The 14,238-nt window shown below is 38.7% G+C and carries 14 protein-coding genes; 10 read left to right on the top strand and 4 right to left on the bottom strand.

The window, feature by feature from the left end; all coding sequences use genetic code 11:
- Positions 1–9: 9 nt before the first annotated feature.
- Both hemL and U5B17_RS01935 read right to left on the bottom strand, forming a co-directional pair.
- Positions 10–1,284 carry a glutamate-1-semialdehyde 2,1-aminomutase gene (gene hemL / locus U5B17_RS01940; protein ID WP_430803677.1) on the bottom strand — a complete coding sequence of 425 codons (1,275 nt, stop codon included), beginning with the start codon at positions 1,282–1,284 and terminating at the stop codon, positions 10–12.
- The gene (locus U5B17_RS01935) at positions 1,281–1,652 is read right to left on the bottom strand and encodes a c-type cytochrome (protein ID WP_430803676.1); all 372 of its coding nucleotides are present in this window, start codon (positions 1,650–1,652) and stop codon (positions 1,281–1,283) included. The genes hemL and U5B17_RS01935 overlap by 4 nt, the downstream gene beginning before the upstream one ends.
- An 86-nt stretch (positions 1,653–1,738) precedes the next feature.
- Between U5B17_RS01935 and folD the strand changes: the two genes are divergently transcribed.
- From folD to U5B17_RS01885, 10 genes are all read left to right on the top strand, one after another.
- Entirely contained in the window at positions 1,739–2,602 is an 864-nt protein-coding gene (folD, locus tag U5B17_RS01930) for a bifunctional methylenetetrahydrofolate dehydrogenase/methenyltetrahydrofolate cyclohydrolase FolD (protein WP_430803675.1), read from the top strand.
- Positions 2,599–3,459, top strand: coding sequence for a signal peptidase I (lepB, locus tag U5B17_RS01925; protein WP_430803674.1), 861 nt, complete (start codon positions 2,599–2,601; stop codon positions 3,457–3,459). The genes folD and lepB overlap by 4 nt, the downstream gene beginning before the upstream one ends.
- Positions 3,446–4,090 carry a site-2 protease family protein gene (locus U5B17_RS01920; protein WP_430803673.1) on the top strand — a complete coding sequence of 215 codons (645 nt, stop codon included), beginning with the start codon at positions 3,446–3,448 and terminating at the stop codon, positions 4,088–4,090. The genes lepB and U5B17_RS01920 overlap by 14 nt, the downstream gene beginning before the upstream one ends.
- A 36-nt stretch (positions 4,091–4,126) precedes the next feature.
- Entirely contained in the window at positions 4,127–4,570 is a 444-nt protein-coding gene (gene rpiB / locus U5B17_RS01915; RefSeq protein ID WP_430803672.1) for a ribose 5-phosphate isomerase B, read from the top strand.
- A gap of 2 nt (positions 4,571–4,572) precedes the next feature.
- On the top strand, positions 4,573–4,905 hold the full coding sequence (locus U5B17_RS01910) for a hypothetical protein (protein WP_230056201.1): 333 nt from the start codon (positions 4,573–4,575) through the stop codon (positions 4,903–4,905).
- Positions 4,906–4,921: 16 nt separating this feature from the next.
- Positions 4,922–5,470: an adenine phosphoribosyltransferase gene (locus U5B17_RS01905; RefSeq protein WP_430803671.1), complete on the top strand. Its 549-nt coding sequence runs from the start codon at positions 4,922–4,924 to the stop codon at positions 5,468–5,470.
- Positions 5,471–6,061 carry a DedA family protein gene (locus U5B17_RS01900; RefSeq protein ID WP_230056199.1) on the top strand — a complete coding sequence of 197 codons (591 nt, stop codon included), beginning with the start codon at positions 5,471–5,473 and terminating at the stop codon, positions 6,059–6,061. It abuts the gene before it with no gap.
- Positions 6,058–7,512: a leucyl aminopeptidase gene (locus U5B17_RS01895; RefSeq protein WP_430803669.1), complete on the top strand. Its 1,455-nt coding sequence runs from the start codon at positions 6,058–6,060 to the stop codon at positions 7,510–7,512. The genes U5B17_RS01900 and U5B17_RS01895 overlap by 4 nt, the downstream gene beginning before the upstream one ends.
- A gap of 107 nt (positions 7,513–7,619) precedes the next feature.
- Positions 7,620–8,723, top strand: coding sequence for a redox-regulated ATPase YchF (gene ychF / locus U5B17_RS01890; protein ID WP_430803668.1), 1,104 nt, complete (start codon positions 7,620–7,622; stop codon positions 8,721–8,723).
- A gap of 151 nt (positions 8,724–8,874) precedes the next feature.
- Complete coding sequence (locus U5B17_RS01885) at positions 8,875–11,106, top strand: nitric-oxide reductase large subunit (protein ID WP_430803667.1); 2,232 nt, start codon at positions 8,875–8,877, stop codon at positions 11,104–11,106.
- A gap of 39 nt (positions 11,107–11,145) precedes the next feature.
- Here the strand turns inward: U5B17_RS01885 and lon are convergent, their stop codons facing one another.
- Both lon and U5B17_RS01875 read right to left on the bottom strand, forming a co-directional pair.
- Positions 11,146–13,554 carry an endopeptidase La gene (gene lon, locus U5B17_RS01880; RefSeq protein ID WP_430803666.1) on the bottom strand — a complete coding sequence of 803 codons (2,409 nt, stop codon included), beginning with the start codon at positions 13,552–13,554 and terminating at the stop codon, positions 11,146–11,148.
- 9 nt (positions 13,555–13,563) lie between these two features.
- Positions 13,564–14,211 carry an outer membrane protein assembly factor BamD gene (locus U5B17_RS01875; RefSeq protein WP_430803665.1) on the bottom strand — a complete coding sequence of 216 codons (648 nt, stop codon included), beginning with the start codon at positions 14,209–14,211 and terminating at the stop codon, positions 13,564–13,566.
- Positions 14,212–14,238: the final 27 nt, after the last annotated feature.

The raw sequence follows: 14,238 nt of genomic DNA, 5'->3' as shown, positions 1-14,238 counted from the left end.
GTCTGACCTTTATGCTATCTCATCAAAGCTTTGTTCTGCCATTTTTATTGCAAATTCTATATCCTCTTCACTCATCGCATCACAAATAAACCCTGTTTCAAACTGGCTTGGAGCAAGATAAACTCCGCGTTTTAGCATAGCATTGTGAAATTTTGCAAACATTTTTGTATCACTTGTAAGTGCGTCCGCATAGTTTTTAACTGGTTTGCTAGTAAAAAAGTATCCAAACATAGAGCCACGGACATCTGTTTGAAGGGCTATATTATTTTTTTGCGCAGCATTACTAAAGCCTTGCATTAGCCTTTTTGCAAATTTTTCAAGCTTTGCATAAAGCTCTGGAGTGTTATTTATCTTTGTAAGCGAAGCTAGTCCAGCAGCCATAGCAACGGGATTTCCGCTAAGTGTTCCAGCTTGATACACTGCTCCATCTGGGCTTAAGCAGTCCATTATATCGCAACGACCACCAAATGCTGCCACAGGCATGCCTCCGCCGATAACCTTACCAAAAGTTATCATATCTGGCTTAACATTATAAACCCCCATCGCTCCTATAGCCGAAGCTCTAAAGCCACTCATAACCTCATCAAATATAAGCACAGCACCATTATCATCACAAAGTTTTCTAAGTCCAGCCAAAAAGCTCTCATCAGCTGGAACAAAGCCCATGTTTCCAGCGATAGGCTCGATGATAACTACGCCTATTTCGTGATTTTTAAAAATTTCTTCAACACTTTTTATATCGTTATAAATCGCCAAATGTGTATTTTTTACAACATCAGCAGGCACACCAGCACTTGAGGCATTGCCATAAGTTGTTGCACCACTTCCAGCCTTAACCAAAAGTGCATCAGAGTGTCCGTGATAACAACCTTCAAATTTTATAAGTCCATCCTTCTTTGCATAGCCACGAGCTACCCTTATCGCGCTCATCGTTGCTTCTGTGCCAGAGCTTACAAAACGAACCTTTTTAATAACATCAAATTTTTCACAAATCAAACGCGCTAAATTTGTCTCATTTTCACAAGGCGCTCCATAACTAAGACCGTTTTTAACAGCCTGTATAACAGCATTTTCAATATCCTTATCGCAATGCCCAAAAATAAGAGGTCCCCAGCTTTGAATAAAATCAAGATATTTTTTACCCTCAATATCAAAAAGATAAGCCCCTTGTCCTTTTTGTATAATCACTGGTTCAGCGCCCACGCTACCAAAAGCGCGAACTGGCGAATTTACTCCGCCTGGTATAAATTTTTTTGCTTGGATAAATGCATCTTTGTTTGTCACTTTTTAGCTCCTTTTTTTGGTTTTTTATCTTTTAAACTACTAACATAATCATAAAGCAAAACTATCTCTTCATCTGTCAAGAAATAGCTTGGCATAACGCTTTTTGGGTTTTCCAGTCCGTTTTTAAACTGCTCGATAGTAAGATTATTTATAGGTGGTGAGATAAGCTCTTTGTCTATGATTTCTTTAGTTTTTTTATTTTTGTCTTTATATTTTGATATTAAAATCCCCTCGCCATTTTCTCCGTGGCATTTATTACAACCTATACCGCGCGGGTTTTTATAAAGCATACTTGCATGCTCTTTTTTGGTTATAAAATCAGCTCCAAACATCAAAAAAGGCAAAATAAGTAAAAAAATAGCCCGCATTTTTCTCCATGTTTTTCAAATTTTAAATAAATTTTGGGTATGATACTATTTTTGTAATTAAAATAGCTTTTAACGAAGGATAAATTATGCAAATAATTGACGGAAAAACATTAAGCGCAAAGGTAAAAGAGCAGATAAAAAAAGAGACTGATTCACTTATACAAGCTGGTATAAAGCCCGGTCTTGCAGTTATTTTAGTTGGCGAAGATAAAGCCAGCCAAACATATGTGGCTTCAAAAGAAAAGGCATGTATTAGCGCAAATATAAACTCTATAATGCACCGATTAAGCGAAAACACAAGCGAAAGTGAGCTTTTAGCACTCATAAATGTCTTAAATTTAGACGATAGCGTGGATGGAATTTTAGTGCAGTTACCGTTACCAAAGCATATTGATACAGATAAAATTTTAAAAGCCATAAGAGCAGACAAAGATGTTGATGGTTTTCATGCTCTAAATGTTGGAAAGTTAGCCAGTGGGCTTGACGGCTTTGTGCCTTGCACACCACTTGGTGTAATGGTAATGTTAAAAGAGTACGGCATAGACTTAAGCGGCTTAAATGCCGTTGTTGTAGGACGAAGCAATATTGTTGGAAAACCTATGGCAAATTTACTCCTAAACGCTAATGCAACTGTAACCATAACCCACTCTAGAACAAAGAATTTAGCTGAAATTTGCAAAGGCGCTGATCTTTTAGTCGCAGCAATTGGTAAGCCAAATTTCATAACCGCTGACATGATAAAAGAAAATGCTATCGTCATAGATGTAGGCATAAACCGCTTAGATGATGGCAGGCTTGTAGGCGATGTTGATTTTGAAGCAGTTAAACAAAAAGCAAGCTTTATCACACCGGTTCCAGGTGGAGTTGGTCCGATGACTATTGCAATGCTACTTTCAAACACACTAAAGTCAGCAAAAGAGCGAGCTAATAGGCTAGGTTTAAAAATATGAGAAAATTTCTAGGCAGACTTTATAGCTTTAGCGCCAGCTGGACTGGAACGATAATTATCGTCGCATTTGTGATATTTTTCGTCGCCCAAGCATTTGTTATTCCATCTGGATCAATGAAAAACACACTTTTAATAGGCGACTATCTTTTTGTAAAAAAATTTAGCTATGGCATACCTGTGCCAAGAATTCCTTGGATAGAAATGCGTGTCTTGCCTGATTTTCAAGGCAATGATCATCTCATAAACGGAGATATGCCAAAGCGCGATGATATAGTGGTTTTTAGAAGCCCTCAAGATGATAAGGTACATTTTGTAAAAAGACTATTTGCAGTTGGCGGAGATGAGATAATCGTAACTGAAAAAAATGTATTTTTGCATCATCATGAAGGAGATGAATATATAAAAGCAAATTTTAAACCTGAAGAGATCGTTACTCTAAACGGCAAACTATTTGTGCATGAACCATATAAACACAAAGGCGTTCATTATGATAAAAAAGTAGCGATGTTTGATATAATGGTTTATGCTCTTAATCAAAACAAACTAGCGATGAAACCGCTTCTTCTAAGCGAACTAGAGTCTCATCCAAACTATGACTTTAACGCATTTTATTTTAAAGTCCCACAGGATGAGTTTTTTATGATGGGGGATAACCGCGATCATTCAAACGATAGTCGCTTTTGGGGTACTATTACATACAAACATATTGTTGGAAAGCCATGGTTTATATATTTTAGCTGGGATAACGACTATAAAATTCGCTGGGAACGCATAGGTAGATTTATAGATAGCGTAGAAAATAACGACGAGATAGTAGATTTGGCAATAAAAGAGGAAGAGGTTGATGGACTTTACTAGCTTTAATCCCATTTTTGCCCTGCTTTTGCTAGCCGCACTTATTATCGCTATAGTTGGTCATGAGATAATGCATGGCTGGGTAGCCTTTAAATTTGGTGATAGTACAGCAAAAAACCTTGGCAGACTAAGTCCAAGCCCCATAAAGCATGTTGATCCGATAGGAACGATACTTGTTCCTACCTTGCTATATTTTACAACTGGATTTTGCTTTGGATGGGCAAAGCCAGTTCCTGTAAATATGTCAGTTGTGCTTAGAAATGGTGGATACAAAGCTGGCGTATTTGTAGCACTTGCGGGTATTTTTTATAATATCTTTTTGGCAATTTTATTTTTATTTTTACTTAAAAATTTTGCAAGTCATTTTAATGAACTTAATGTACAATTTATATTTTTGCTCTTTAGTGTAAATTTATTTTTAGGACTTTTTAATCTCTATCCATTTCCGCCACTTGATGGATTTAAAGCTGTTGTATACATACTTTGTATGCTTGGTCTTAAAAATTTAGCCGACAAGCTTTATGCTGCTGAGCGCTGGGGTATGGTGGTTTTGATAGTTGTTGTTATAAGTCCTATTTCTCAATATGTTTTTGCACCTATACATAGCGTATTTAAGCTGCTTGTGACATTATAGTGTGTATAATTTTAAAAATTTTATAAGAGAGTTTATATGAAAACTGATACGATTTTAATAGCCTCTGACCATGCTGGTTTTAAGATGAAAGAACAAGTCAAGGAGTATCTGAATGCAAAATTTGACTTTCAAATAATTGACCTTGGCACAAATGACGCAAAAACTAGCGTTGATTATCCAGATTTTGCGCACTCACTTGCTAAAAAAATAGACGACAAAACCTATGGCATTTTAATATGTGGTACAGGTATTGGAATTTCAATAGCTGCAAATCGTCATGAAGGTGTGCGTGCTGCACTCTGTCATAATGTAGATACGGCGATCCTTGCAAGAGAGCACAATGACGCAAATGTCATAGCATTTGGAGCAAGAGTTGTTGATTTTGACCTCGTAAAAGAGATGCTAAAAGCATTTTTTACAACACAATTTGCTGGTGGCAGACACGAAAACAGAGTAAAAAAGATAGAAACAAAAGGATAGATATGTTTGGCGACTGGCTCTTTATCACGATACTTGCGTGCATTTGTATATATCTTGTGGTTATGGTTTTTTATTTTAAAACTTTACTAAAAAAAGAGCGAACAACCAAAGATTATATGAAACATAACCTTCAAGACACAGAAGTAGTCATCCGCAAACTACAAATTCAAATTCAACGCAGTCTAGGTAACATAGATATCTTAACTGAAGAGCTTACAAAAAGCAAAAACGATGTAACTTCACTACGCACAAGAAATTCTCAATACCGCCTAGAAAATGACAAGCTTCGTGGCAGAATTCGTGAGCTTGAAGGCAAGATCGAAGCGTTACTATAAATTTAAAAGGAACAAAATGATAGTTTTAGACAAAAAAGAGCAAGATTATCTACTAAGCACTATACGCTGCATAAACGACTTTCCAAAACCGGGCATCGTTTTTCGCGACATCACAACGCTTCTAAATGATAAAGAAGCGTTTAAATTTCTCATCGATCACTTACAAAAGCGCTATGAGAGCTACGGACTTGATTATATCGTTGGGATTGAGAGTCGTGGGTTTATATTTGGTGCTACCCTTGCAGCACGACTAAATATAGGCTTTGTACCCATAAGAAAGCCTAAAAAACTACCATATATCACAATCTCGCAAAAATACAGCCTAGAATACGGCGTCGATGAGGTGCAGATGCATATTGATGCGTTTGGCGATACAAAAAACGCAAAAGTACTTTTAATAGATGATCTAATAGCAACTGGTGGCACAGCAAAAGCGTCTGTTGAGCTTATAAAACAAGCAAACGCAAACTGCGTTGAGGCATGTTTTATCGTAAATTTAAAGGATCTTGGCGGAGAAAAAGAGATAGCAAAACTTACCAAAATTTATAGCGTTTTGGAGGTCTAGGTGGAAGAGTTTTTCATAGGACTTCTAAAAGAATACGGCTACATTATACTTTTTATCTGGTGTATGATGGAGGGAGAGATGGCGCTTATCATGGGCGGAATACTCTCTCACTCAGGAGATATGAATCTAGGGCTTGCGATATTTATTGCTGGGCTTGGTGGCTTTGCAGGAGATCAGGTGTATTTTTACATAGGCAGATACAACAAAAACTATATCACAACAAAACTTCACTCACAAAGACGAAAATTTGCTATTGCCCATATGTTGCTTAAAAAGTATGGCTGGCCCATCATCTTCGTGCAACGCTATATGTATGGCTTTCGCACTGTTATACCGATGAGCATAGGCGTAACGCGATATAGTTCTAAGAAATTTGCCTTTATAAACCTAATATCAGCTTGGTGCTGGGCGGCTATCACAATAATACCTGCTTGGTATTTGGGAGATAAAATTTTAGAGGTCTTAAAATATGCAAAAGAGCATTGGTATATCGCAGTGCCAGTGGTTTTGATGTTTTTAGGGAGTATTTTATATGGGTTTAAGCATATTGAAAACAAGATATTAAACGAAAGGAAAAAGAAAAATAGATGAAATTTAGCATAGTTGATAAAAAGATAGACGATATCAAGGCTGATTTAGAGCTTATTTTTGTAGTTGATAAAAATTTAAAGCATAAATTTATCAAAGACGAAAAGACATTTAAATTTACAAACTATAAAGGCGACGGAGTTTTGCTTTTAAGCGAAAGCAAAAGAGTTTATGTGCCACTTAGCAAGCTTGGATATGACGAGCTTAGGATAGCTAGTGCAAAGGCATATAACGCCATAAAAGCACTAAATATAAAAAGCATAAAACTTAACTCATATGTAGTAAAATGCCAAAAACTCAGCTTTCAGGCGATAGTTGAAGGGATGTTGCTTGGAGGATATGAGTTTAACAAATACAAAGAAAAAAAAGAAACTTATAGCTTAAAAGAGGTGATTTTTAGCCCAGATGATTTTAATGGCGAAAAAATTCGCCCAGATGATGCCAAGGATGGATTTTTACACGGTCAAATCATGGCAAATGCAACAAATTTTACAAAAGATATAGTAAATGAAATTCCAGAAATTTACACTCCTCTAAAAATGGCACAAGACGCCCAAAATCTTGCAAAAGAGCTAAAAAATGTAACTTGCAAAATCCATGATGAGAAATTTTTAGCAAAAGAAAAAATGGGGGCATTTTTGGCAGTAAATCGAGCCTCCATTCATCCGCCAAGGCTAATACACCTAACATACAAACCAAAATCACCTAAAAAGCGTATCGTATTTGTAGGCAAGGGGCTTACTTATGATAGTGGCGGACTTAGTTTAAAGCCAGCTGATTATATGATTACGATGAAAGCCGATAAAAGTGGTGCAGCGGCCGCTCTTGGTATCATAAAAGGGGCTAGCGAGCTAGAGCTACCATTTGAAATTCATGCTATATTGGGTGCAACTGAAAATATGATAGGTGGCAACGCATACAAGCCAGATGATGTCTTGATCTCTCGCTCAGGAGCTACAATCGAAGTGCGTAACACCGATGCCGAGGGGCGTTTGGTGCTGGCTGACTGCCTTGATTATGCGCAAGATTTTAAGCCTGATTTGCTTATCGATATGGCAACGCTCACTGGTGCTTGCGTGGTAGGACTTGGCGAATACACAAGCGGCATAATGGGAAATAACGAAGAGCTAAAAGCCGAATTTAAAGCAAAATCAGCAAAAAGTGGTGAGCTAAATACGATTTTAGAATTTAACCCATACCTAAAAGAGCTTGTAAAAAGCCAAATCGCAGACATCAGCAACACCGCAAGTAGCAGATACGGCGGAGCGATCACGGCTGGAATTTTCTTAGACAAATTTATCAAAGATGAGTATAAAGACAAGTGGATACACCAAGACATTGCAGGACCAGCATATGTCGAAAAGGCATGGGGATACAACCAAGCTGGCGCAAGTGGTGCTGGCGTTAGGATGAATTTATACTATTTGCAAGCATTGGCAAAAGAAGAGAAGTAGGCAAATTTACCTGCACAACTTACAAGGACAAAGTGGTTATTTACAATCTTAGCCACTTGTCTATGTTTTGAATATAAAATAAAAACATAAAAAGGAGAAAATGATAAATGAGTCTAGGCGTAGGCATCGTAGGACTTCCAAATGTGGGCAAATCAACAACATTTAATGCCCTGACAAAGGCACAAAATGCCGAAAGTGCTAACTATCCATTCTGCACGATCGAGCCAAATAAGGCGATCGTGCCAGTTCCTGACAAGCGATTAAACGAACTAGCAAAGATAGTAAATCCAAATAAAATTCAGTACTCAACGATAGAATTTGTCGATATCGCAGGGCTTGTCAAGGGTGCTAGCAAAGGCGAAGGGCTTGGTAATAAATTTCTCTCAAACATCAGAGAAACTGAGGTGATTTTGCATATCGCGCGATGCTTTAACGACGAAAATATCACGCATGTCGAAGGTGGTGTTGATCCTGTACGAGATGTGGAGATCATACAAACAGAGCTTATTTTAGCCGATATTGAGCAATTAAGCAAGAAAATCGAGCGCCTAACAAGAGAGGCAAAAGCTAACGCAAAGGGCGCAAAAGAGAGCTTAGAGATAGCAAATTTGCTTTTAGCTCATCTAAATGATGGCAAGTCGGCAAGTAGCTTTACTGATCGTGAAAACGAGACATATATCGCACTAAACAAGGAACTTCGTTTGCTTTCAGCAAAAGAGGTTATTTATGGAGCAAATGTCGATGAAGAGGGACTTTTGGCAGATAACGAATATGTAGCAAAACTAAAAGAATACGCAAGCCAGTCAGGACATGAAGTCATCAAGCTCTGCGCTAAAATCGAAGAGGAGCTTGTAGGTCTAAACGATGAAGAGGCACATGAATTTTTAAGCTCTTTGGGGGCAAGCGAGAGCGGTCTTGAAAAGATCATTCGCACAGCATTTGCAAAGTTAAATTTGATAAGTTATTTCACGGCTGGTGTTGTAGAAGTCAGGGCTTGGACTATAACAAACGGCTGGAAAGCCCCAAAAGCAGCATCCGTGATACACAACGACTTTGAGCGTGGCTTTATCCGTGCGGAAGTCATCGGCTATGATGACTACATCGCGTGTGGCGGCGAAACAGCTGCAAAAGAGGCTGGTAAAATGCGCCTTGAAGGCAAGGACTATGTCGTAAAAGACGGCGACGTGATGCATTTTAGGTTTAATGTCTAACAAATTTTGCCCTGCAAACCATATAGCAGGGTAAACTTCTATCCAAATTTCTAAAAAAGAGCAAAAGAGTATTTTAGTCTTGATATACATCATTGAAAAGCAATAATAAAACACGATAAAATTACTCCGAATTTTAAAATAAGGAGCTTTTATGCGTGAATACAAAAAGTATTGGTTAGCACTGGTTGCAGTTCTTACCATCGCTTTTGGAATTTTAGGCTATTACGGCGTCGAGGTGTATCGTAGCTCACCTCCAATCATAGACTTTAAAGATCAAAACGGCAATACCGTCATCTCAAAAGAGAAAATTCTCAAAGGTCAAGAGGCTTGGCAAAGTATTGGCGGTATGCAGCTTGGTTCTATTTGGGGGCATGGAGCATATCAGGCACCTGACTGGAGTGCTGACTGGCTACACAAGGAGCTTGTGGCATTTTTGCAAATCCTCTCACAGCAAAAATATGCCAAAAACTATGATGAGCTTGATGAAGCCCAAAAAGCAATACTAAAAACAGAACTAAAGGCTCAATACCGCACAAACACCGTTACAAACGACAGCGTAATTCTTAGTGCTGACAGGATAGCTGCGATAAAGATGGTAAGCGATGAGTATAGTGCTTTATTTGGCGATGATGCGAAATTTGATGAGCTTCGCAAAGCCTACGCTATGAAAACAAATACACTCCCAGGCAAAGAAAACAGAGATGAGCTAAATGCCTTTTTCTTTTACACAAGCTGGGCAGCTAGCACAAACCGACCAAATTCTGAGGCAACATATACAAACAACTGGCCTCATGAACCTTTAATCGACAATGTTCCTACTAGCGAAAATATATTTTGGTCAGTCACAAGTATAGTTTTGTTGCTAGCAGGTATTGGGCTTCTTGTGTGGTTTAGCGAATTTTACGGTAAAAAAGATGATGAACATTTGTCCCCACCAAGCTCTGATCCACTATCACTTTTATCACTTACTCCAAGCCAAAAAGCGCTTGGCAAGTATCTATTTGTTACGATTGCTCTTTTTGTATTTCAGTTTATGATGGGTGGATTTGTTGCTCACTACACAGTCGAAGGGCAGCACTTTTATGGTATAGATATTTCGCAGTATATACCCTACTCGCTAGCTCGTACTTGGCATATTCAATCTAGTATATTTTGGATAGCTACTGGATTTTTGGCGGCTGGGTTATTTTTATCACCGATCATTAATGGCGGCAAAGATCCTAAATTTCAAAAACTAGGGGTTGATCTGCTATTTTACGCGCTTTTGGTTCTTGTTGTTGGTAGTTTTGCTGGCGAATATCTAGCCATAGCAAACATCATGCCTATAAATTTAAGCTTCTGGCTAGGACACCAAGGATACGAGTATATCGAGCTTGGCAGAGTGTGGCAGTTCATACTTTTTGTAGGGCTTGTGATATGGATGGTGTTGCTACTTCGTGGATTTGTCGGTGGTCTTAGAGCAAACGGAGATAAAAATTTGCTGGCAATATTTTGTGCATCTGCAATCGCAGTTGGTCTGTTTTATGGCGCTGGACTTATGTATGGTCAGCATGATCCAATCCCTGTTATGGAGTACTGGCGCTGGTGGGTTGTACATCTTTGGGTTGAGGGCTTTTTTGAAGTGTTTGCTACAGCTTCGCTTGCATTTGTTTTTGTCAGCCTTGGTCTTGTCTCAAAGAAATTTGCCACATTTAGCACACTTGCGAGCGCATCTATCTTTATGATAGGTGGGATCCCTGGAACATTTCACCATCTATACTTTTCAGGCACAACTACGCCTATCATGGCTGTTGGTGCAACCTTTTCGGCTCTAGAAGTAGTTCCGCTCGTGCTTTTAGGCTCTGAGGCATTTCATCAGTATCGCCTGCAATTTGCCACAACTTGGACAAAAACGCTTAAGTGGCCACTTTATTGCTTCATAGCAGTTGCATTTTGGAATATGCTAGGCGCTGGTGTTTTTGGCTTTCTTATTAACCCACCGATAGCTTTATTTTACATACAAGGTCTTAATACTACGCCAGTTCACGCGCATGCGGCGCTCTTTGGAGTTTATGGCTTTTTAGCACTTGGCTTTGTCTGGTTAGTTGCCACATATCTTTACAAGGGTCAAAGCTTTGATGATAAACTTATGAAAATAGGCTTTTGGTCACTAAACTGGGGACTTATGCTAATGATCTTAACATCGTTGCTGCCGATAGGAATTTTTCAAGCATTTGCAAGTCTAGAGCATGGTATGTGGTATGCTAGAAGCGCTGAGTTTTTACAAGGTGAACATCTACAAGTACTACGCTGGGTAAGAATGATTGGCGACACGATATTTATTATAGGCGGTCTTTGCTTCTTACTGCAAATTCTAAAATTTATAACAGGTAAAAAGGCTTAAAATTTGGCTAGGAGAACTCCTAGCCAACTTATATCTATACTATTTTACAAATGCATGCTTTAACACATCTTCTATAACATCTACGGCAATTATATTAATGTCATTTTTTACATCTTCTGGAATGTCATTTAGATCGCGTTCAAAATTTTTGCGCGGGATTAGCGCTATTTTTATACCAGCCTTATGAGCAGCGATGAGTTTTTCTTTAAGTCCTCCAATAGGCAGCACCCTACCACTTAGTGTGATCTCGCCAGTCATTGCGACATCATGGCGAACCTTAATATCTGTTAGTATCGAAGCGATCGCCGTTACCATCGTAATACCAGCACTTGGACCATCTTTTGGTGTTGCACCTTCTGGAACATGCAAGTGAAGGTCGTAGCGACGATAAACATCACTAAAATCTAGCTTTCGCTTATCATCGTCAAATTTTGGCACGATCGACATTGGAACTTTGATTTTTTTGTTATCGATTAGCACTTTTACTAGGCTAAATGCAATCTGTGCGGACTCTTTCATTACATCGCCAAGCTGACCTGTGATTTGCATGGCGCCCTTGCCTTGAATGCGAATAGCCTCGATACGAAGAACATCACCGCCAACACTTGTCCAAGCCAGACCATTTACCTGTCCTATCCTGTCCTTTTTATCCGCGGACTCTATCTCAAAGACCTTTTTTTCCAAGAAATCTTTTAAATTTTTAGCCGTTACATTTATCTTGCCTTCATTTTTAGTAAGGATATTTTTAGCCACTTTTCGCAATATATCGGCGATCTTGCGACGTAAATTTCGTACTCCACTTTCGCGTGTATATTCAGCGATGATTAGACTTATGGCATCCTTACTGATCGTGATATCGCTTGGTTTTAAGCCGTGCTTTTTAAGCTCTTGCGGTATAAGATACTTTTTTGCGATCTCAAATTTCTCCTGTGGTGTGTATGAGCTAAGCTGAATAAACTCCATACGATCGCGTAGCGGCGCTGGTATAGCACTTACATCATTTGCCGTAGCGATAAATATCACCTTGCTTAGATCGATGTTAAAATTTAGGTAGTAATCTCTAAATTTATTATTTTGCTCAGGATCTAAAATTTCAAGCAAAACAGCCGTCGGATCGCCACGGTAGCTTCTGCCAACCTTATCTATCTCATCAAGCACCACAACAGGGTTCATCTGCTTAGCCTCTATAAGCCCTTGCACAATGCGTCCGGGCATCGCGCCAATGTAGGTTCTACGGTGTCCACGAAGTTCATTTACATCTTCAAGTCCGCCAAGCGCTATACGCACAAGCTCGCGTTTTAGCGCCTTTGCGATAGAATTTGCAAGGCTAGTTTTACCCACGCCTGGAGGACCTGCAAAACACAAGATGGCACCGTTATTTACCTTTTCGCTAACACCGCGAAGCTCTAAGAGCTCACGCAATGCAAAATACTCCTCTATGCGCTCTTTTGGCTTTTCTAAGCTATGATGATCAGCATTTAGGTACTTGCTTACCTCGGCGATTGATGAGCGTTTTTTGGCTACATTTTCAAACGGCACCTCAAGCGTCCAATCAAGATAACTTTGTATCGTGTTTGCATCAGCGCTATCAGGGTGCATGCGGCTAAGCTTGTCTATTTGTTTTTTTATCTCTTTATAGGCGTCTTCGCCCATAAATTTTTTCTTGCCATCAAGCTTTTTACGATACTCCTCGATCTCTTCATCTCTATCAGAATTCGCCCCTAGTTCGGCTTGAATTTGCTTAAGCTGCTCTTTTAAAAAGTACTCTTTGTTTGTCTTATCTATCTTAGAATGGACTTTATTTTTTATCTCTTTTTGAAGCTTATTTGCCTCTATCTCCTCAATAACATAATCAATGAGTTTTAGCAATCTCTGCTCCAAATTTTCCTCAATAAAAAAGCTATAAGCTATCTGCTTTTTAAGCCTTAAAGCAGACGAAACAAGGTCACAAACCCTAACAGCCTCCACACTCTCTTCGATGGTCTTAAGCAAATCTGGTGGGAAAAAGTGGCTAAATTGTGATAACTCTCTTACTTTTTCTCGCAAAACAACGATTAAGGCATCAGTTTTTACCTGTGAAGGACGCACAACATGAAGTATATCCACGACCGCTTGCAAAGGCATTTTAGACATTTGCTTAACGATGCGACCCTTTTCCATACCTTGAAATAAAATTTTAACACGCCCATCAGGCAGTGGCACACGACGCATTATAGTGCCTATAACCCCAGCATCATAAATGCTCTCAAAGTCTCTTGCACCATCATTTTGTGGTTTGCTAGGCACGATAAGCACAGGCGACTCATTTGCCAAAGCGACATCAAGTGCGCGTAAATTTTCCTCATCACTTAAAAATAGTGGTGTTATCATAAACGGATATAAAAACAGCTCATCCTCAACAATTATCGGAAGCTCTGTTGGTAAAATTCTAGATTCATTTATCTGCAAATCATTCTCCTACTCAAACATACTACGATACCAAGGTAAATTTGGCTCAAGCAAATTTGCATCCTTTAAAGTAGATGCATCTAGCTTTTTTCTATAAATTTCAGCCGAAACATCTCGTCCTGTGCGGATATAAAGATCGTAAATCTGCATATCAAGGTAGTATGTGGCTAATTTAAATTTTATAAGCATTGTCTCAATAAGTGGGCGAAATTTTGTAAATGGATACATATAAAGAAATTTCTCTATCTCAGCGATGCTATCTTCCATTAGTTTTTGGTTTCTATTTGGTTGGCTAAAGCTATCAAAATTTGCCTTTATCTTAAGATACTGGGCAAATTCTGTTTTTTCGCCATTATCTCCATACTTTTTGATATACTCATCAAGATAGTGATTAGCTAAAATATACTCCTCTTCGTCAGCATGAGCTTGTGCAAGTATAAGCAAAATTTGCTCTAAAAGCGGACTTGCAACATGCTCGCTTGCCATAGATATATAGTGTTTATCCGCGCTTTCTAGATCAACCGCCTTTATATCGGCAATGATTTGCTCGTACCACTCGTCTGGACTTAGATTATAAAGCTCAGTATATTTTTCAGCGCACCCAAAAAAGATAGACGCAACGCCAAATACTAGTAAAAATTTAGTGATTTTTAACATCAAAACCCTTTAACTTATTTTTTATAT

It is taken from the genome of Campylobacter australis (genome assembly GCF_050586305.1).
GTDB lineage: Bacteria > Campylobacterota > Campylobacteria > Campylobacterales > Campylobacteraceae > Campylobacter_A.
The sequence above is the reverse complement of the archived record's forward strand: the minus strand, read 5'-3'. Positions and strand labels throughout refer to the sequence as shown.